The 19,438-nt window shown below is 69.6% G+C and carries 13 protein-coding genes and 5 tRNA genes; 9 read left to right on the top strand and 9 right to left on the bottom strand.

Features of this window, described 5'->3' with window-relative positions:
• Positions 1-558: 558 nt before the first annotated feature.
• Positions 559-765: a developmental transcriptional regulator BldC gene (gene bldC / locus ACIBTS_RS27620; RefSeq protein WP_003949541.1), complete on the top strand. Its 207-nt coding sequence runs from the start codon at positions 559-561 to the stop codon at positions 763-765.
• 473 nt (positions 766-1,238) lie between these two features.
• On the opposite strand, the gene ACIBTS_RS27615 is transcribed toward bldC, so the two are convergent.
• The 7 genes from ACIBTS_RS27615 to ACIBTS_RS27585 all read right to left on the bottom strand — a co-directional run bounded on the left by ACIBTS_RS27615 (position 1,239) and on the right by ACIBTS_RS27585 (position 8,090).
• Positions 1,239-1,430, bottom strand: a complete 192-nt coding sequence (locus tag ACIBTS_RS27615) for a DUF6274 family protein (RefSeq protein WP_319673691.1) — start codon at positions 1,428-1,430, stop codon at positions 1,239-1,241.
• 326 nt (positions 1,431-1,756) lie between these two features.
• A tRNA-Asp gene (locus ACIBTS_RS27610) sits at positions 1,757-1,831 on the bottom strand.
• Positions 1,832-1,925: 94 nt separating this feature from the next.
• Positions 1,926-5,981 carry an ATP-dependent RNA helicase HrpA gene (hrpA, locus tag ACIBTS_RS27605; protein WP_399322907.1) on the bottom strand — a complete coding sequence of 1,352 codons (4,056 nt, stop codon included), beginning with the start codon at positions 5,979-5,981 and terminating at the stop codon, positions 1,926-1,928.
• Positions 5,982-6,097: 116 nt separating this feature from the next.
• Positions 6,098-6,171, bottom strand: a tRNA-Phe gene (locus tag ACIBTS_RS27600).
• Between the two features lie 24 nt (positions 6,172-6,195).
• A tRNA-Asp gene (locus tag ACIBTS_RS27595) sits at positions 6,196-6,270 on the bottom strand.
• 38 nt (positions 6,271-6,308) lie between these two features.
• Positions 6,309-6,381 (bottom strand) — tRNA-Glu (locus ACIBTS_RS27590).
• An 80-nt stretch (positions 6,382-6,461) separates the two neighbouring features.
• On the bottom strand, positions 6,462-8,090 hold the full coding sequence (locus tag ACIBTS_RS27585) for a metallophosphoesterase (RefSeq protein ID WP_399322906.1): 1,629 nt from the start codon (positions 8,088-8,090) through the stop codon (positions 6,462-6,464).
• 85 nt (positions 8,091-8,175) lie between these two features.
• Between ACIBTS_RS27585 and ACIBTS_RS27580 the strand changes: the two genes are divergently transcribed.
• From ACIBTS_RS27580 to ACIBTS_RS27555, 6 genes are all read left to right on the top strand, one after another.
• A complete protein-coding gene (locus ACIBTS_RS27580; protein ID WP_319344080.1) occupies positions 8,176-8,526 on the top strand; it encodes a metallopeptidase family protein in 351 nt (116 codons plus the stop codon).
• A gap of 95 nt (positions 8,527-8,621) precedes the next feature.
• A complete protein-coding gene (locus ACIBTS_RS27575) occupies positions 8,622-9,197 on the top strand; it encodes a hypothetical protein (RefSeq protein ID WP_399322904.1) in 576 nt (191 codons plus the stop codon).
• A gap of 304 nt (positions 9,198-9,501) precedes the next feature.
• The gene (locus tag ACIBTS_RS27570; protein WP_399322902.1) at positions 9,502-11,817 is read left to right on the top strand and encodes a DEAD/DEAH box helicase; all 2,316 of its coding nucleotides are present in this window, start codon (positions 9,502-9,504) and stop codon (positions 11,815-11,817) included.
• A gap of 190 nt (positions 11,818-12,007) precedes the next feature.
• A complete protein-coding gene (locus ACIBTS_RS27565) occupies positions 12,008-14,059 on the top strand; it encodes a LamG-like jellyroll fold domain-containing protein (protein WP_399322901.1) in 2,052 nt (683 codons plus the stop codon).
• Positions 14,060-14,140: 81 nt separating this feature from the next.
• The gene (locus ACIBTS_RS27560) at positions 14,141-15,664 is read left to right on the top strand and encodes an amino acid permease (protein WP_399322899.1); all 1,524 of its coding nucleotides are present in this window, start codon (positions 14,141-14,143) and stop codon (positions 15,662-15,664) included.
• Positions 15,665-15,780: 116 nt separating this feature from the next.
• Positions 15,781-15,853: transfer RNA gene (locus ACIBTS_RS27555), tRNA-Lys, on the top strand.
• A 65-nt stretch (positions 15,854-15,918) separates the two neighbouring features.
• On the opposite strand, the gene ACIBTS_RS27550 is transcribed toward ACIBTS_RS27555, so the two are convergent.
• Both ACIBTS_RS27550 and ACIBTS_RS27545 read right to left on the bottom strand, forming a co-directional pair.
• The gene (locus ACIBTS_RS27550) at positions 15,919-16,218 is read right to left on the bottom strand and encodes a hypothetical protein (protein WP_399322898.1); all 300 of its coding nucleotides are present in this window, start codon (positions 16,216-16,218) and stop codon (positions 15,919-15,921) included.
• 228 nt (positions 16,219-16,446) lie between these two features.
• Positions 16,447-17,172: a DUF1269 domain-containing protein gene (locus ACIBTS_RS27545; protein ID WP_399322897.1), complete on the bottom strand. Its 726-nt coding sequence runs from the start codon at positions 17,170-17,172 to the stop codon at positions 16,447-16,449.
• A 273-nt stretch (positions 17,173-17,445) separates the two neighbouring features.
• Here ACIBTS_RS27545 and ACIBTS_RS27540 point away from each other — a divergent pair, with 273 nt between their 5' ends.
• Together ACIBTS_RS27540 and ACIBTS_RS27535 are read left to right on the top strand one after the other, a co-directional pair.
• Positions 17,446-18,084, top strand: a complete 639-nt coding sequence (locus tag ACIBTS_RS27540) for a TetR/AcrR family transcriptional regulator (RefSeq protein WP_399322896.1) — start codon at positions 17,446-17,448, stop codon at positions 18,082-18,084.
• A 564-nt stretch (positions 18,085-18,648) separates the two neighbouring features.
• Complete coding sequence (locus ACIBTS_RS27535) at positions 18,649-19,239, top strand: TetR/AcrR family transcriptional regulator (RefSeq protein ID WP_399322895.1); 591 nt, start codon at positions 18,649-18,651, stop codon at positions 19,237-19,239.
• Positions 19,240-19,438 lie beyond the last annotated feature (199 nt).

Here is a 19,438-nt window from a genome sequence, read left to right as displayed (position 1 = left end):
TGAACTGACGATGTGACAGGTGCGACAGCGCTTTCATAAGTGACGTACGTCACGGCCATGGAGCGGTCGGACAGCGTACCGTCAACCGCACTTCACGGAACTGACGGGACGTAGGTCCCGATCCGGGCTTTTGTCGCAAGGGTGACGGACCGCACGTACACGGCCCTTGCGCCGCTTGCCCCTCCTCGTGCCAAAATAGGACAAGGAGTCCGGGGAGGGCTCCTCCGCCTACTTATGCTCCACTGTGGGGGGAAATCTCGGTATTGCACGCTTTGGGGGGTCTCGTGTCTCCTGATCGCCACTGTGACTGATCGTCACAGTGGCGTGACTGTCCGCTATGGCATGGTCCATCGGCTTCCGTCGCCGATGAACACCTGGGGGGCAATTCCATCGGTTTGGCCGACGCGGCTGGACAGATGGTGTAGTTGTAGTGCCGAGGACAAGCCGTTCGTCCTATAACCGACTCGACTCGCGTCCGCCATTTCGGGCAACGCGGGTCAAGGTGCAGAATTTAGAGGAAAGAACCGAGAAGGTTCGGTTCTCCCGAGGAGGCCGCTCATGACCGCTCGCACCCCTGATGCTGAGCCGCTGCTGACCCCGGCTGAGGTCGCCACCATGTTCCGCGTGGACCCGAAGACGGTCACGCGGTGGGCGAAGGCCGGCAAGCTCACGTCGATTCGTACGCTCGGCGGACACCGCCGTTATCGCGAGGCCGAGGTCCGCGCACTGCTTGCGGGCATCCCGCAGCAGCGCAGCGAGGCCTGAACAACTGAATAACCGGGCAACACGTCAGGTCCCCCAACCTGTTCGGACGCCCGAAACGCAGCTCCAAGCGACGTGGGTCCTGCCCCAACAGGCCCCTCGCCCACTGGGAACGTCGTCGATCGCGCTGGACTCCGCCGGGTCCAGCGCGATCTTTTTTGTGCGCTTGAGGCGACTCGAGCCCCCTCGTCGGGTCGTATCAGGTGGCTCTGTGATCGACCTTGTCGGACTCTGGGGAGGCTCTGGGAGGGTTCCTGGGGGCATCCATCGGACTTCCTCCGGACATCCTCCCGAGTGGTGCAATTGCACATATAAAATTGACCAGTTGTAGGAGAGGGGTAAGAACCCATGTTTTCAAAACTCATGCGGTGACACCCGTCACATGTCAGGGGCCTTGTTGCCTCTGACTCATGTGCGCTAAAGGAGGTTGGGCGGGGCCGAGGCCGGGACCGGAGCGGCGGGTCACGCGGTGCCGGTCACGCCGTGGACGGACTCTCCCCCTCGACGGCTCCCTCGGGGGCCTGGGCGCCCCGTGTGGCGCCGTCCATCGCCAGCCGCTGTAAGCGGTGGCAGATCGGGCAGTGGCGGGTCAGATGCCCGTAGGACGACGCGGCCGACAGATGCGCGCGGAGCAGCGCCCGCGTCTCGTGCCTGACCGATGCCGCCATACCCCACCTCCATGGGGGCCACGCGGGAACGGGCCCTGAGATCTGGGTACCGGCCCAATGTGACGCCGTCAAGGGCGCGACCCAGGACACAGCAGAGCCCGAATCCGAAGATCCGGGCTCTGCTGCACGAAGAAGGCCCGCTTCCCGGTGTGGGATGCGGGCCCTCGTTCGTTCACTGCGGTCCTGACGGGATTTGCTGTGCCCGATTGCGGCTGCGCCGCGGGCGCGGCCTCCGCCTTGGCAGGGTGGTGAGCGGGTTGATGCGGGGTGTGGGTATGAAGAAGGCCCGCTTCCCGGTGCGGGATGCGGGCCTCGTTCGTTCACTGCGGTCCTGACGGGATTTGAACCCGCGGCCTCCACCTTGACAGGGTGGCGAGCACTCCAAACTGCTCCACAGGACCAGGTTTTGCGGCACTTGATGTTGCGTTGCGCTGCGAGAAGGACTGTACAGGAGGGTGAGCCCGCTGGTCGAACTCACGCTGAGTACAGCAGCCGTCACGGCGCCGCCGCGTCGATCGCCTTCACGATCCGCTTGTCGGAGACGGGGTACGCCGTGCCCAGGGCGTGGGCGAAGTAGCTGACCCGGAGCTCCTCGATCATCCAGCGGATGTCCAGCACCGAGGAGGGGACCGGCCGGCCCTGCGGGAGTTGTTCCAGCAGCCAGGCGTACTCGTCCTGCATCTCGTGGACCTTCTCCATGCGGCTGGTGTCCCGCTGCACGCCGGTCGGCATCTGCTGCAGCCGCCGGTCCACAGCCACCAGGTAGCGCATCAGGTCGGGGAGCCGGCGCAGGCCCGCCCAGGTCACGAAGCCCGGCTTCACGAGGCCGTCCAGCTGCCCCCGCACGTCCGTCAGGTTTGCCAGCAGCACGGGGCTGCGTACGCCCTTCAGGCGGCGCTCACAGGCCTGCCAGGCGGCCAGGACCTGCTGCACCTGTCCGACCGTCCGCACCGTCATGTCGACGATCTCCGCGCGCACCTTGTCGTACAGCTTTCGGTACGACTCCTCGTCCCACGCCGGCCCGCCGAAGTCGGCGATCAGCCGGTCCGCAGCCGCCATCGCGCAGTCGTCGAACAGCGCCTGGATGGAACCGTGCGGATTCGCGGACAGCGCGAGCTTCTGGGCGTTCGTCAACTTCTCGGATGCGAACTTTGCCGGGTTGACCGGGATGTTGCGCAGGATCAGCCGACGCGTGCCCTTCCACATCGCCTCCGCCTGCTCCGCCTCCGTGTCGAAAAGGCGTACGGAGACCGTGTCGCCGTCGTCGACCAGCGCCGGGTACGCCTTCACCGGCTGGCCGGCGCGACGGGTCTCGAAGACGCGGGTGAGTGCGCCGATCGTCCAGTCCGTCAGGCCCGAACGCTCCAGGGACTCACCGCCCTGCCGTTCGGCGGTGGCCGCGGCCGCCTGAGAGATCGCCTGCCTCGCCTTCGGCTTCAGCCGGAGCTTCAACGACTCCAGGTCCTTGTCCTCGGCCAGCTTGCGGCGCCGCTCGTCGACGATCCGGAAGGTGATCTTCAGATGGTCCGGGAGCCGCGACCAGTCGAAGTCCTCCGCCTCGAACGGGACGCCGACCATGCGCTTCAGGTCGCGGGCCATCGCCGTGGTGAGCGGCTCCTGGAGAGGCACCGCCTGGTCCAGGAAACGCTGCGCGAAGTTCGGCGCCGGCACGTAGTTGCGGCGGATCGGCTTCGGGAGGGAACGGATCAGCTCCGTGACGACCTCCGCGCGCAGGCCGGGGATCTGCCAGTCGAAACCGTCGCCCGTCACCTGGTTGAGGACCTGGAGCGGGATGTGGACCGTCACGCCGTCGGCGTCCGCGCCCGGTTCGAACTGGTACGTGACCCGGAACTTCAGCGGACCCTGCCGCCACGAGTCCGGATAGTCGGCCTTCGTGACCGCCTCCGCCGACTCCCGGATGAGCATCTCCCGCTCGAAGTCCAGGAAGTCGGGCTGCTCATGCCGCTTGTGCTTCCACCACGAGTCGAAGTGCGCGCCGGACACCACGTGTTCGGGCACCCGCTGTTCGTAGAAGTCGAACAGGGTGTCGTCGTCGACGACGATGTCCCGGCGCCGGGCCCGGTGCTCCAGCTCCTCGACCTCGCTGAGGAGGCGGCGGTTGTCGGCGAAGAACTTGTGGTGCGTGCGCCAGTCGCCCTCGACCAGCGCGTTGCGGATGAACAGCTCGCGCGAGGTCTCCGGGTCGATCCGGCCGTAGTTGACCTTCCGCTGGGCGATGATCGGCACGCCGTACAGCGTGACCTTCTCGTCCGCCATCACGGCCGCCTGGTCCTTCTCCCAGCGCGGCTCGCTGTACGTCCGCTTCAGGAGATGCCCGGCGAGCGGCTCGACCCACTCCGGCTCGATCTTCGCGTTGACGCGGGCCCACAGCCGGCTCGTCTCCACCAGCTCGGCGGACATCACGAAGCGCGGCTGCTTCTTGAACAGGGCCGAACCCGGGAAGATCGCGAACTTGGCGCTGCGCGCGCCCAGGTACTCGTTCTTGTTGCCGTCCTTCACGTCCTTCATGCCGATGTGCGAGAGCAGACCGGCGAGGAGGGAGACGTGGACGTTCTGCTCGGCCGCGCCCGGGGGCGGAGCCCCCTGATCGGACACAGCCTCGTTCAGATGGATCCCCATCTGCTTGGCGACCGTGCGCAGCTGCGTGTAGATGTCCTGCCACTCACGGATGCGCAGGAAGTTCAGGTACTCCTGCTTGCACATACGTCGGAAGGAGGAGGAGCCGCGCTCCTTCTGCTGCTCGTGGACGTACCGCCACAGGTTGAGGTAGGCGAGGAAGTCGCTGGTCTCGTCCTTGAAGCGGGCGTGCTGCTGGTCGGCCTGCGTCTGCTTGTCGGCAGGGCGCTCGCGCGGGTCCTGGATGGACAGCGCGGCGGCTATGACCATGACCTCGCGCACACAGCCGTTCTTGTCGGCTTCCAGGACCATCCGGGCCAGGCGGGGGTCGACGGGCAGCTGGGCCAGCTTGCGGCCGGTCTGCGTCAGTCGCTTGCGGGGATCCTTCTGGGCCGGGTCGAGCGCCCCCAGCTCCTGGAGCAGCTGAACGCCGTCGCGGATGTTGCGGTGGTCCGGCGGGTCGATGAACGGGAACTTCTCGATCTCGCCGAGGCCGGCCGCGGTCATCTGCAGGATGACGCTCGCCAGGTTCGTACGGAGGATCTCCGCGTCCGTGAACTCCGGACGGGCCAGGAAGTCGTCCTCGTCGTACAGGCGGATGCAGATGCCGTCGCTGGTACGGCCGCAGCGGCCCTTGCGCTGGTTGGCGCTGGCCTGCGAGATGGGCTCGATCGGCAGCCGCTGGACCTTGGTGCGATGGCTGTAGCGGCTGATGCGGGCGAAGCCGGGGTCGATGACGTACTTGATGCCCGGGACGGTCAGCGATGTCTCGGCCACGTTCGTGGCCAGAACGATCCTGCGACCTGTGTGCGGCTGGAACACCCGGTGCTGCTCGGCGTGCGACAGCCGGGCGTAGAGCGGCAGCACTTCGGTGAACCGGTACTTCTTCTTCTCGAGCGCGTCCGCGGTGTCGCGGATCTCCCGCTCACCGGAGAGGAAGACGAGGATGTCGCCCTTCCCCTCGGCCTGGAGCTCCTCGACCGCGTCGCAGATGGCGGTGATCTGGTCGCGGTCGGCGTCGTCGGAGTCCTCTTCGAGGAGCGGCCGGTAACGGACCTCCACCGGGTATGTCCGCCCGCTGACCTCGACGATCGGGGCGTCGCCGAAGTGCCGGGAGAAACGCTCCGGGTCGATGGTCGCGGAGGTGATGACGACCTTGAGATCCGGACGGCGGGGCAGCAGCTGGGCGAGGTAGCCCAGCAGGAAGTCGATGTTGAGGGACCGCTCGTGGGCCTCATCGATGATGATCGTGTCGTAGGCGCGCAGCTCACGGTCGGTCTGGATCTCCGCGAGGAGGATGCCGTCCGTCATCAGCTTCACGAAGGTGGCGTCCGGGTTCACCTGGTCGGTGAACCGCACCTTCCAGCCGACGGCCTCCCCGAGTGGCGTCCTGAGCTCCTCCGCGACCCGCTCGGCGACCGTACGGGCGGCGATACGACGGGGCTGGGTGTGCCCGATCATGCCGCGGACGCCGCGCCCCAGCTCGAGACAGATCTTCGGAATCTGGGTCGTCTTGCCGGACCCGGTCTCACCGGCGACGATCACGACCTGGTGATCACGGATGGCGGCCGCGATCTCGTCCTTCTTCTGGCTGACCGGAAGCTGCTCGGGATACGACACGGTCGGCACACGGCCGCGCCGCAGCGCCATCCGCTCCTCGACCTGCGCGACCTCCGCCTCGATCTCGGCGAGGACGGCGGCACGGGCCTCCGGCTTGCGGATCCGGCGCGCGCCTTCGAGCCTGCGCCCGAGCCGATGCGCGTCGCGCAGGGACAGCTCGGCCAGGCGGGGAGCGAGAGCGCCGAGGGCGGGAGTACCGAGGGCGGGAGTACCGAGGGCGGGAGTACCGAGGGCGGGAGTACCGAGGGCGGGAGTACCCGGAGCGGGGGCGCCGGGGGCGGGGTGCGTAGACATACGCGATCCAGGATCTCATCTTGGCGAAAGACTGGGCGAGCGCTTTTGGGGCCACCTCGCCTGACGCGGAGCGCCGAAAACCCCCTCCAGTTTCCCGGAGGGGGTTCTCGTTCTTGTGGCTGGGGCCGGGGTCGAACCGGCGACCTATCGCTTTTCAGGCGATCGCTCGTACCAACTGAGCTACCCAGCCACGAGGTTTCACGTGAAACCTCAGCGGTCCTGACGGGATTTGAACCCGCGGCCTCCACCTTGACAGGGTGGCGAGCACTCCAAACTGCTCCACAGGACCAAGCTGTTGCGTACGACAGTGTCGCACACGGTGTTGCGTGCCCCCAACGGGATTCGAACCCGTGCTACCGCCTTGAAAGGGCGGCGTCCTAGGCCGCTAGACGATGAGGGCTATCGGCCCGCCTGGGCGCTTCTCAGCGCGTCGGGGACGTCATGAGCATATGGGATGGCGGCGGGTATCGCCAAAACGGTTTACGGGGCCGTCCTGGCGGAGGTCCGGGAGGGTGTTGTGGGGGCGGATTCGGGGGCGGTTCCGGACGGGGTGAGGGGTGGGGCGGGCGAGGGAGTGGGTGAGGGGCTGGGGGACGGGGCGGCGCCGGGCTGGTTCTCCTTCGGGAGGTGGCGGCTGACCTCGGCCGTCGTCAGGCCCAGGCCGCCGAGCTTGATCTCGTCCCAGGCCTGGAGGCGGCGGGTGTCGCGGTCGAAGTAGAGGATCGACGCCTCGATGGGGTCGGGGTACTTGCCCTCGACGGCGCGGAGGCCGCTGCCGCCGGTCGAGCCCTCGACGCGCAGCCGGGTGCCCTTCTTCATGACCTCCGTCTGCTCGTGGTGGAGGTGGCCGGCCAGGACGAGTGGCACCTCGCCGTCCGTGCCGCGGGCGGCGGACGGCTCGTGGGCGATGGCCACGTCGGCCGGGGTGCCGACGGCCTTCTGGGCGCGCAGAGCCTGGGCGAGGCGCGCGCCCGCCGCCTCCTGCGTCTGGTCGGCGCCCGGCACGGTGGAGCGGTCGGGGGTGAACTGGGGGTCGCCGATGCCGGCGAAGCGCAGTCCGGCGAGGTTGACCGCGCGGCCGTCGTCGAGGACGTGCACGTTCTTCATGCGCTGCAGGTAGCGCTGGGTGAGGAGGGAGTCGTGGTTGCCCCTGACCCAGACGTAGGGCGCGCCCAGCGTGGCGATGGGGTCCAGGAAGCCGTTCTCGGCGGCCGTGCCGTGGTCCATGGTGTCGCCGGAGTCGACGATCACGTTGACCTTGTACTGCTCGACGAGCGAGGCGATGATCTTCCAGCTCGCGGGGTTGAGGTGGATGTCGGAGACGTGCAGGACGCGCACGGTCGTCGGGTCCGGCTGGTAGGCGGGGAGCGTGGAGGTGACGTCGTAGAGCTTGGTCACGTTGGTGACCAGGCGGGCGAGTTCCTGCTGGTAGACGTCGAACTCGGTGACGATGTTGCGCGCGTTGCCGACGAGGGAGGGCGCGGAGGACAGCAGGCCCGAGAACCGCGGCTCCAGCACCGAGTTGGGGTTCCAGGTGGCGTACGCGGTCGCGCCCGAGGCGGCCAGGAGGGTGAAGGCGAGGCCGCCGGCGGCGAGGGCGCGGCGGGGGCGGCGGTAGACGGCGAGGCCGAGGGCGGTGGCGCCGGAGACGACGGCGACGCAGGAGCGGACGGCGAGGTCGAGGGTGCCGTGCTCGACGTCGTGGGCGACCTCGTCCTGGAGGCCCGAGAGGCGCTCGGGGTGGTCGACGAGGGCCTGGGAGCGGACGGGGTCGAGTTGGTCGACGTTCACGTCGAGGCGCACGGGGGCGTGGTGGCTGTCCAGGGAGAGCGCGCCGAGCGGGGAGACGTTGATCTTCGTGCCGCCGGTGACGGACGGGCGCAGGGTCATGGTCGTGTCCATGGGGCCGACGGGGACGCGGACGTCGCCGACGATCAGCAGGCCGAGCCAGGCGCCGAGGAGGACGACGGCGGTCATGCCGAGGGCGCGGGCCCAGGGGTTGGGGCGGGCGGCGAGTTCGAGAGCGGGGATCCTGCGGTTCTTGCGGTTCCTGCGCTGGGTGGGCTTGAGGCGGTTCAGGGCTGCGGCGGGGACGCGGACGCGGGCCATTGGTGCCGTATGCCCCGGTCCGGGCGCTGGTATGCGGACGGTTCATGCCCTCCGTACGTCGGGGTCGTACCGGACAATGGGGTCTGTGCTGGAGATGACGCGCGAGGAGTTCGAGGAACTGGTCGCCGAGGCGCTGGACCGGATTCCGCCGGAGTTGACGCGGCTGATGGACAACGTCGCGGTGTTCGTCGAGGACGAGCCGCCGGCGGAGGATCCGGAGCTGCTCGGGCTGTACGAGGGGACGCCGCTGACGGATCGCGGTGAGTGGTACGCCGGGGTGCTGCCGGACCGGATCACGATCTACCGGGGGCCGACGCTGCGGATGTGCGCGTCACGGGAGGAGGTCGTCGCGGAGACCGAGGTGACGGTGGTGCACGAGATCGCCCATCACTTCGGCATCGACGACGCGCGGCTGCACGCTCTCGGTTACGGCTGAGCCGTCCGGCAGGGGGTGCGTGTCCCGCGCGTGTCTTCTTGTGGGCGGCGGGAGTTGGGCACGTCGACTCTTACGCCTGCCGCGGAGGTGGCCCCGTGCGCCCCTTGTACGTACCCGTTCGTCTGGCCGTGACGGCTCTGGCCGTCGCCGCGGCCGCCGGCTGTATGAGCGTGGGGGACGAGGAGGGCGGCCGGGCCAAGCCGTCGCATTCGGCGGGGCAGCACGGCGGTGAGGCGCCGGACGGGGGCTCGGCGGGGGCGGGCCGCGGGTCCGGGCTGGGCGCTGCGGGCGGTGGCGACAGGCACGGGCACGGGAAGGGCGACAAGGGCACGGCGAGTGCGTCGGCGTCCGCTTCGGCCGCGCCGTCGGCGGGTGCGAGCGCGCCGGCCTCGGCGGGGGCGGCGCGGCCGGGGCCGAGTGAGAAGCCGGGGGCGTCGACGCCGACCAAGGCGCAGCCGACGGCGCCCACGCGTTCGCCGGACCCGGAGCCGCCCGTGCCCTCGCCGGAGCCTCCGCCTCCTCCGCCGCCGCCGTCGCCGTCGCCGACGGTGGCCGAGCCTTCGGCCTCGGCGCACGAGGGAGGCGGGGGGCCGGCGCCGCAGCTGGCGGAGCGGGAGCCCGCGCCGGAGGCGGCGCCGGAAGCGGCTCCCGAGGCGGGTTCGCCGACCTAGGAGGGCACCCTTGGCCGGTCCGGGACAGGACCTTAGGCCGACTCGGGGCGGGGCCTCGGAACGGCAGGGTGCAGGGCCTAGATGGCTGCTGAGCTGCGGTGATGGAGCTCAGTTTGCCTTCGGAGGCAAGGGTGCGTATGGTAGTAGATCGTTTGATCCCATTTGCCCGGCGCCACCGCAGAGCGCGCCGTGTGGCGCGTACTCTCCCCAGCCGTGGCGGACCGCATAGAGGCGGTCGTAATGCAATGCGAACACGGAGTTGACGGGCGCGTGCCGACGAGACTCCGGAAGGTTTCGCATTCGCATGTCCATTTCCAGTACTGATCACGCCGTCGTGCCCGAGAGCAACGACGAGGCGATCGAGCTCACCGAGACCGCGGTCGTCGAGACCGAAGCCGCAGAGGCCTCCGTCGACGACTCCGCCGCGTCCTTTGAGCCGACCTTCGCCGACCTCGGGCTCCCCGAGGGCGTCGTGCGCAAGCTCGCGCAGAACGGCGTGACCACCCCCTTCCCGATCCAGGCCGCGACCATCCCGGACGCCCTGGCCGGCAAGGACATCCTCGGCCGTGGCCGCACCGGCTCCGGCAAGACCCTCTCCTTCGGTCTGCCGACCCTGGCCACGCTGGCCGGCGGGCACACCGAGAAGCGCAAGCCGCGCGCCGTCATCCTCACGCCGACGCGTGAGCTGGCGATGCAGGTCGCGGACGCGCTGCAGCCCTACGGCGACGTCCTCGGCCTGAAGATGAAGGTCGTCTGCGGCGGTACGTCGATGAGCAACCAGATCTACGCCCTGGAGCGCGGCGTCGACATCCTCGTCGCCACCCCGGGCCGGCTGCGCGACATCATCAACCGCGGCGCCTGCTCCCTCGAGAACGTGCAGATCGCCGTCCTCGACGAGGCCGACCAGATGTCAGACCTGGGCTTCCTGCCCGAGGTCACCGAGCTGCTCGACCAGATTCCGGCCGGCGGCCAGCGCATGCTGTTCTCGGCCACGATGGAGAACGAGATCTCCACGCTGGTCAAGCGCTACCTGAGCAACCCGGTCACGCACGAGGTCGACAGCGCCCAGGGCAACGTCACGACCATGTCGCACCACATCCTCATCGTGAAGCCCAAGGACAAGGCGCCGGTCACCGCCGCGATCGCCTCCCGCAAGGGCCGCACGATCATCTTCGTCCGCACCCAGCTCGGCGCCGACCGGATCGCCGAGCAGCTGCGCGACTCCGGTGTGAAGGCGGACGCGCTGCACGGCGGCATGACCCAGGGCGCGCGCACCCGCACGCTGGCCGACTTCAAGGACGGCTACGTCAACGCGCTCGTCGCGACCGACGTCGCCGCCCGCGGCATCCACGTCGACGGCATCGACCTGGTCCTGAACGTGGACCCGGCCGGCGACCACAAGGACTACCTGCACCGCGCGGGCCGTACGGCGCGGGCCGGCCGCACCGGCACGGTCGTGTCGCTCTCGCTGCCGCACCAGCGCCGTCAGATCTTCCGGCTGATGGAGGACGCGGGCGTCGACGCCGGGCGTCACATCATCCAGGGCGGCGCCGCCTTCGACCCGGAGGTCGCCGAGATCACCGGCGCCCGGTCGATGACGGAGGTCCAGGCCGAGTCCGCGGGCAACGCGGCGCAGCAGGCCGAGCGTGAGGTCTCCCAGCTCACCAAGGAGCTGGAGCGCGCGCAGCGCCGGGCGACCGAGCTGCGCGAGGAGGCCGACCGTCTGGTGGCCCGCGTGGCGCGTGAGCGCGGCGAGGACCCCGAGGCGGCTGTCGTCGCGGCCGCCGAGGCGGTCGTGGAGCAGAACACCGTGGAGCAGAACACCGTGGCGGAGGCGCCGGTCGAGACCGTGGTCTCCGAGCAGCCCGTCGAGCGTCCCGCGTACGAGCAGCCGCGTCAGCGTCGTGACGAGCGGGGCAACTACGAGCGTCGTGACGACCGTCGCGACGACCGTGGTGGCCGTTCGTTCGAGCGCCGCGACAACGACCGCGGTGGTTTCAACCGTGACGACCGTGGCGGCTTCAACCGCGACCGCCGTGACGGCGACCGCGGCGGGTTCCGTCGTGACGACCGTCGCGACGACCGTGGTGGCCGTTCGTTCGAGCGCCGCGACAACGACCGTGGCGGTTTCAACCGTGACGACCGTGGCGGCTTCAACCGCGACCGCCGTGACGACCGTGGTGGCCGTTCCTTCGAGCGTCGTGACGAGCGCCCCGCGGGCGGCTTCAACCGCGACCGTCGCGACGACCGCCGTGACGACCGCCGTGACGAGCGTCCCTCCGGTGGCTTCCGCCGTGACGAGCGCCCCACGGGCGGTTTCAACCGCGACCGCCGTGACGAGCGTCCCTCCGGTGGCTTCCGCCGCGACGACCGTCCCTCGAGCGGTTTCAACCGCGACGACCGTCAGTCGGGCGGCTTCAACCGCGACCGTCAGGGCGACCGTCCGTCCACCCACCGGGGCAGCGACCGTCCGTTCAACCGTGACCGTCGCGACGACCGCCCGGGCTTCCGCTCCGGCGGCCACGACCGCCCGTTCGGCCGCCGTGACGACCACCGCGGCACCGGCTCCGGCACGACCGGCCGCCGCGACGACAAGCCGCGCTGGAAGCGCAACGGCTGACACCGACTGATCCAGCAGGACTGAGGTAGCAAGAAGGGCCCGTACGACTCGGTCGTACGGGCCCTTCGGCGTGTATTGAGGTGACGCGTTGTCAGTGACCGCTGTTACCTTCGGGACAGTGGACCAGCCCGGTGGGGAGCCGGGCCGAGGGGGAGGGGATCCGTTGACTCGTCATGTGTGGAGGTGCGCCGTGCTTGCGGCCGTGCTCGCGTCGTCGGCTGTGGCTGTCGTGCCGTGGACGGCTGCGGCGGCCGAGAACCGGTTACCGTCCCAGCCGCGGCTGTCCGAGCTGAAGACGGGGAACGACGCGTGCGCAGCAGGGGTGGACCGGCCGTATGTCGACACCCGGCCGAGGCTGTCCGCGGTGCTCCGCGACCCGGACGGTGGCCAGGTGAGCGCGGAGTTCGAGGCATCGTGGACGGACGCTTCTGGTGCTGCGCAGATACGGACAGGCACCACTGGCGCGAAGCTCAGTGGCTCTCCTTTCATGTGGACCGTCCCGGGCGACGTGCCGTCGGCCACCGCGGTGACTTGGCGCGTGCGCGCCTCGGACGGGACCGGATGGGGACCTTGGAGTTCCGACGGCACCGGCACGGCGTGTGAGTTCGTGTACGACGCCGTATCGCCCGAGAAGCCGTCGGTCGGTTCGGCGGACTATCCGGCCGACGACAATGCGCATGGCGGGGTGGGTGTGTACGGCGCGTTCACGTTCGACTCGCCGTCCGACGACGTGGTGTCGTACGTCTACGAGACCTCCTACGGCGTACAAGGAACCGTTCGGCCGGACGAGCCCGGCGGGCCCGCCACCCTGCGCTGGATGCCGACGAGGTCCGGGCCGGTGACGCTGACCGTACGGGCGGCCGACCGGGCGGGCCGATCGAGTGGCGAGGAGTCGTACACATTCCGCGTGGCGCGCGGCCGTACGCCTGCGGCCGCCTGGACGCTGGCCGATGTGGCAGGTGCAACGGAGGCCGCTCCCTCTGCAGGCGGCAGACCCGCGACCGCCGGCGCCGGTGTCGGATTCGGTGCGTCGGGACCTGAGCGGACGGCAGTGGCGGGCGCCGCCGAGCTGGACGGCTCGGCAGCGGCCTATCTGACGAGCGGCGCACCTGCTGTGGACATCGATGCGGCCTTTTCGGTGAGCGCGTGGGTGCGGCCCGAGGCGACGGATGGGCCGACTGTGGCCAGGACGGCGGTGAGCCAGGGCGCAGCCCGGCTCGGTACGGACTCAGAGGGCAACTGGTCGTTCGGGCTGGGTGCGGCGCGGGTGACGGGCGGGGCGGCTGACACAGGGGAGTGGACACATCTGGTCGGTGTGCACGACCCGGTCCGGAGAACCGCGAGCCTGTACGTGAACGGGCGGCTTGCCGCGACCGCCGAGGACGTGGCCACGCCTGTGGGCTCCGGCACCGGGGACCTGCAGATCGGCCGGGCGGCTGCAGCGACCGGCGACAACTGGCGGGGCGCTCTCGCCGAGGTGCGTCTGTGGGACCGGATCGTCGTCGCCGACGAAGCCCTGGAGGCTGCTGCCAGGCGGCTCGTGAAGAAGGGGTACTGGGCGCTCGACGAGGCGACCGGCGACAGCAGCCCTGAGGACGGCGGTGGGAGTCCGCTGATGCTCGGCGGTGACGCGACGATCTTCCACGCGGAGCCCGGCTGCGACGACCTGGACCCGAACTGCCTGCCGGCCGAGCCGCCGATGGCAGGCGCCGGCCACCTTCAGCTGGACGGCGACGGCGACTTCGCGGCTACTGGCGGTGCCGTGGCGGACACGACGGACAGCTTCACGGTCGGTGTGCGGGTACGGATCGACGAGGCGGCCCAAGGCCGGAACATGACCGCGTTGTCCTTGCCCGGCGAGCACAATTCGGTGGTGTCCCTGCGCTATTCGGGCGAGCTGCAGCGCTGGCAGGCGGTGCTCGCGCACGGGGACGCGGTGGGCGCGGAGACGACGACGCTGACGGCGGAGCGGCTGCCCGTCCTCCCTGGCAACGACCACTATCTGGCCCTGGCCTACGACAACGCGGCGAACGAGGTCAGGCTGTATGCGGACGGCGAGATGGCGGCCCGGGTGCCTTACACCTCCACCTGGTCGGCCACGGGTGGTCTGCAGGTGGGCCGCGAGCTGACGGCGGACGGCGGCTGGGGCGGACATCTGCGCGGCGCCGTCGATGACGTGCGGGTATACGAAGGTGCGGTCTCGGACGGGCATCTCCCGCCCATCAGGGGTCAGGCCGAATGAGGACGGGTCGCCCGGATCACGGTCGGGTTTCGGCCAAGTTGTGACGTGTGTCACGCCCCCGGTGAGGGAATTGCTGGGGGCATGACAGATGACGCCATGGTGAGTGGGCTGTCGGACGAAGAGCGGCTGGCCCAGCTCGGTTACACACAGGTTCTTGCCCGCCGCATGTCGGCGTTCTCCAACTACGCGGTCTCCTTCACGATCATCTCGGTCCTGTCGGGCTGCCTGACGCTGTATCTGTTCGGCATGAACACGGGCGGACCGGCGGTGATCACCTGGGGCTGGGTGGCCGTCGGCCTGATGACGCTGTTCGTGGGTCTGTCGATGGCCGAGATCTGCTCGGCGTATCCGACCTCGGCGGGCCTGTACTTCTGGGCGCACCGGCTGGCGCCTCCGCGATCGGCGGCGGCCTGGGCCTGGTTCACGGGCTGGTTCAACGTGCTGGGGCAGGTCGCGGTGACCGCCGGCATCGACTTCGGCGCGGCGTCCTTCCTCGGCGCGTACCTCAACCTCCAGTTCGACTTCGAGGTGACCCCGGGCCGGACTGTCCTGCTCTTCGCCGGGATCCTCGTCCTGCACGGCCTGCTCAACACCTTCGGGGTGCGGATCGTCGCGTTGCTGAACAGCGTGAGCGTGTGGTGGCACGTGCTGGGCGTGGGCGTCATCGTCGGGGCGCTGGCGTTCGTCCCCGACACCCACCAGTCGACGTCCTTCGTGTTCGGGGAGTTCGTCAACAACACCGGCTGGGGCAGCGGGGTCTACGTCGTGCTGCTGGGCCTGCTGATGGCCCAGTACACCTTCACCGGCTACGACGCGTCCGCCCATATGACGGAGGAGACCCACGACGCGTCGACGGCGGGCCCGAAGGGCATCGTGCGCTCCATCTGGACGTCGTGGATCGCCGGCTTCGTCCTGCTGCTCGGCTTCACGTACGCCATCCAGTCCTACGACGCCGCGCTCACCTCGCCGACCGGCGCGCCGCCCGCCCAGATCCTGCTCGACGCGCTCGGCGCGACCGCCGGCAAGCTGCTGTTGCTGGTCGTGATCGGCGCCCAGCTGTTCTGCGGGATGGCGTCGGTGACGGCCAACAGCCGCATGATCTACGCGTTCTCGCGGGACGGTGCGCTGCCGTACTCCCGTCTGTGGCACACGGTCAGCCCGCGCACCCGTACGCCCGTCGCGGCGGTCTGGCTCGCGGCCGGCGGCGCGCTGCTGCTGGGCCTGCCGTACCTGATCAACGTGACCGCGTACGCGGCCGTCACCTCCATCGCCGTCATCGGCCTCTACATCGCGTACGTCATCCCGACGCTGCTGCGCATCCGCAAGGGCGAGGCCTTCCAGCGCGGGCCGTGGCACCTGGGCCGTTGGTCGAAGGCCGTCGGAGTGGTGTCGGTGGCGTGGGTGGCCGTGATCACCGTCCTGTTCATGCTGCCGCAGGTCTCCCCGGTCACCTGGGAGACCTTCAACTACGCCCCGGTCGCCGTCCTCGTCGTCCTCGGCTTCGCGGGCGTGTGGTGGCAGGTCTCGGCCCGCCACTGGTTCCTCAACCCCGACCACGAACGGACCGCGGCCAGGGAGGCGGCGAGGGCGGGGAAGACCCCGTAGCCGGCAGGCCCGATGACCGATCTTCGCCCTTCCGTACGCCTCGACCCGGCCGTGTCACCGATACCCGATCGGAGACACGGCCGGGTCCGGCTATGCTCGGGGAGGCAACATCGCCTGGGCCCTTAGCTCAATTGGCAGAGCAGTGGACTTTTAATCCATTGGTTGTGGGTTCGAGTCCCACAGGGCCTACGGGTGGCGGGGGAGGGAAACGGCCTCTGACCTGCTACGCAGCGCCTGAGTCGACTTGGGTCGGGTCAGGCGCTGCTTCGTTTTCGAGCCAGTGCGTGAGCGGATGTGGCCGTGGCCTGCGGATCGGGTGCCGCGCACCGCAGCCCGTCGCGGTGGTGCACGGTGACGTCGTGAGTGCGCAGCAGCCGCCTCGGTACGACGGCGGGCCCCTCGGCGCGGTTACGGCGGCGGTCGGCCTCGGTGGATGCCTCGTCAGCGAGAATCCGCTTGGTCCTCGCCGAGGTGAGCCACGCGCACACGAGCCGCATGCGCAGCGACGGCCGGCTGCGCGGGGTCACGACCGCGGCGCTCTCTCCCGTCTGCATCTCAGGTCTCCTCGTCCGTCACGGGATACCGCGGCGCTCGTTCGTATTCTGCGTACGCGTCGGGCGTGCGTGCTCGGCGGGATGTTCCTGGCGAGGGTGGTACGCGGGTACGGGCGTATCCCACCCCGGCCACGGCGTCGGCTCTACGACTCCCCGAGCGCGGCCAGTTCACGCTCGACCAGGGCGCACGGTGCTCCGGAACGGTCCGGTTTCCGAGCTTGGGCGGTTCTAGTCGTCGTCTTCGGTGTCCTCGTCATCGCTGCTGTCGTCGTCGGAGAGCAGGGAGCCGAGCAGCATTCCGCCGGCCAGCCCCCCGGCCGCGCCCAGAGCCGCAGCCCGCAGGCCCGAACCGCCGGCGTGTTCGGCGGCCGTGTCCGGATGCGCCGGGGTGGACGGGGATGCGTCGGCCCCCTGGGGGGCCGCCTTCGTGAACGTGGCGTCGTGTGCCCAGGGCCACTGGCCGGCGGGCTCGTGGGCGTGCAGGGCGAAGCGGATCTCGTCCTCGTCCTGCCGGCTGAGTGAGGTGTGCAGAATCTCGCCGCCGTACCGGGCGATGCGCGGCAGGGCCTTGTCCGCGGTCGCTTCGCCGATCACCGCGATCACTGCGGCGTGCCCGGGTGCCAGGCGCTCGCCGAGGCTCTTGATGAACTGGGTCCGGTCGTCGTCCTCGACCGTCGCGCCGGCCACCCCGCCGGCGGCCGCGCCGATGGCCGCACCGAGCAGCGGCTGCAACAGCAGCAGTCCGATGACGCCGCCCCACAGTGCCCCGCCGAGGGCGCCGGAGGCGGCGGGGTGGGGCCTGCCGTGGATGGCCACCTCGCCGTTGAGGTCACGGGTGAGCAGCACTGCGTCGGCTACCTGCACAGTGTGCTCGGTGTGCAGGGTGCGCAGTTCGGTGAGCGCTTGCTGGGCGACGTCCTGGCTGGGGTAGGCGACGGCGATCATGTCGGTCATGGTGTCTCTCCTGGTGCGTTCCGTGACAAGAGGCGTGCAGGGGCAGGCGGAGCGGAGGGGTGCGAAGGCGCAGGTGTGAGCGCCAGACGATGGCGGTGCAGTGCCGCCTGGCCTTCGGTTGCGCCTTGCGGTGACAGCATCATGGAGTTGGTCGACCGTCTTAGTCAAACGAACAAGCCCGTGTTGTGGATCACCGTGGCCGACCTCTTGTGCCCAATGTGGTCATGTGATCTAGTCGGTCGATCGGCCAAGAAAACCAAGGGAGTTCACCGCATGGCTCATGTGCCGGCCGCAGTGCGCCGCACGCAGATCATCGAGGCCGCCGCCGCAGTCATCGCGCGCGACGGCGTTGCCGGCGCCACGACGCGACGCATCGCCGCAGAAGCCAGGCTGTCCCTGGCCACGCTGCACTATGTCTTCAAGACCAAGGACGACATCCTCGCGGCGGTCCTGGAGTCACTCATCGACCACGCGAGCCAGGACAACTCCACGATCGCCGCGCACCTGGTCACTCCACCCGGAGCCGGCCCGCCCGCCCTCTCGGAGGTGATCCACCGTCTGGTGCGCACCGCCTGGGGCCTCGTGTGCGGCGATCTGGTCACCCAGCGCGTGGACTACGAACTCACCCTCTATGCGCTGCGCACCCCCGAGGCGGCCCATCTGGGTCGCGCTCTGCGCGACCACCACCTCACCGCCATCGAGCAGATCATCCGCCGGACCCTGGAGCACACCGGGCAGATGAGCCACATTCCGCCTCGCGACCTGGCCCACCTCATCTACTGCGCCATCGATGGCGTACTGCTCGACCACCTGGTGGACCCCGACGCCGACCAGGCCGACCGCAGCCTCGCTCACCTCGCCGGCGCCGTACTCAACCTCGTCGGCACCCCGTCCACCACTGCGACCGCTTGACCATGCCCCTTGGCTGTGCCCCTTCCCGGACGGACCGGAAGGCGTGCGGGAAGCGAGGGTTCAGCCGGTGCCTGACCTCGCCGTCCGGGAGGCGTCCGTGTCCGACCGCACGATCCGGACCCATGAGGACGCCGTGCGACGCAGGCAAGGCTCCACTACGGCGCGGTAAAGCGAGCTGGGCACCCGGGTCTGCAGAGCTGGACGATCTCGCCGCTGGAATGGTCGCTTGGCCGCGGAAACTGATCTCTACCTTGCCGTCGGTGGACGAACTTTCAGCAGCGTCCGGACTCCATGTTGGCGATCACGTTGCGTGGGCCCTGGCCGCCGATCGAGCGGATGCCTGTCGGAGCCGAAGAACAGTCGGCGCCGTCACACGCGGAGCTCTGCGCCGCGCACCGCTGCCTCCTCTACAGCGGGTACCGAGCCTGTGGGGCCCGTCAGCGAGACATCGCCGCCGTATTGGGTCACCTGACGCCCGAATCACAGTTGGTCGATTGTCCAAGACGCCGGTTAGCATGGAGTGAGCTTTTCACTCTTGATGAAACGGTGGACCGCATGTCTCGCATGGCAGCGAAGGATCGACGGGAAGAACTCATCGCCGCGGCGTTCCGTGTCATGGTCCGCGACGGAGTCGTCAAGACCACGACACGTGCTGTCGTCAACGAGGCGAAGATGCCGCTGGGCGTTTTCCACTACTGCTTCAACTCACGTGAGGAACTCCTCCAGGAAGTCATCACCCGCATCACGGACAGCAGCGTGGCCAAGGCCCGGAACGTGTTCGAGGGAGAGGGCGACCTCGGCGCACGCATCGCCAGGAGCCTCTTCGCCTTCTGGGAGGGGGTCGAGCTCAGCCCGGGAGAGCATCAGGTGGGGTACGAGCTCGCCCACTACGCGTTGCGCCAGGAGGGCCTTGAGGATCTGGCCCGCCGGCAGTACGAGCATTACCTGGAAGTCCACGAGCAGCTCCTCGCGGAATCTGCCGAGAGTGCGGGCATCACGTGGACGGTGTCCCTTCCCGTTCTGGCCCGCTACCTGAACGCGGTGCTGGATGGTGTCACGCTGTGCTGGCTGGCCGACCGTAACAGCGAGAACACCCGCGAGGTGCTCCGTCTGACCGGCGAGCACCTCATGAGCCTCGCCGCCAAGGACGCGTGAGGTGAGGCGCCGGTGAGCGCACGCTCATAGACACTGGCCGCCCCCTCGTCGTATGGCGGCCACACCAGAAAGTCGGGGGGGGGGGGGGGGGGGGGGGGGGGGGGGGGGGGGGGCGCCGCCCCCGCGGCGGCGGCGGGGGGGGGGGGGGGGGGTGGGGAGGGGGGGGTGGGTGTGGGGGGGGGGGGTGGGGGGGGGTGGA

This window comes from Streptomyces sp. NPDC050121 (genome assembly GCF_044460385.1).
In the GTDB taxonomy this organism is placed as follows: domain Bacteria; phylum Actinomycetota; class Actinomycetes; order Streptomycetales; family Streptomycetaceae; genus Streptomyces; species Streptomyces soliscabiei.
Note: the sequence above shows the minus strand (reverse complement) of the source record. Positions and strands in the feature narration are given on the sequence as shown.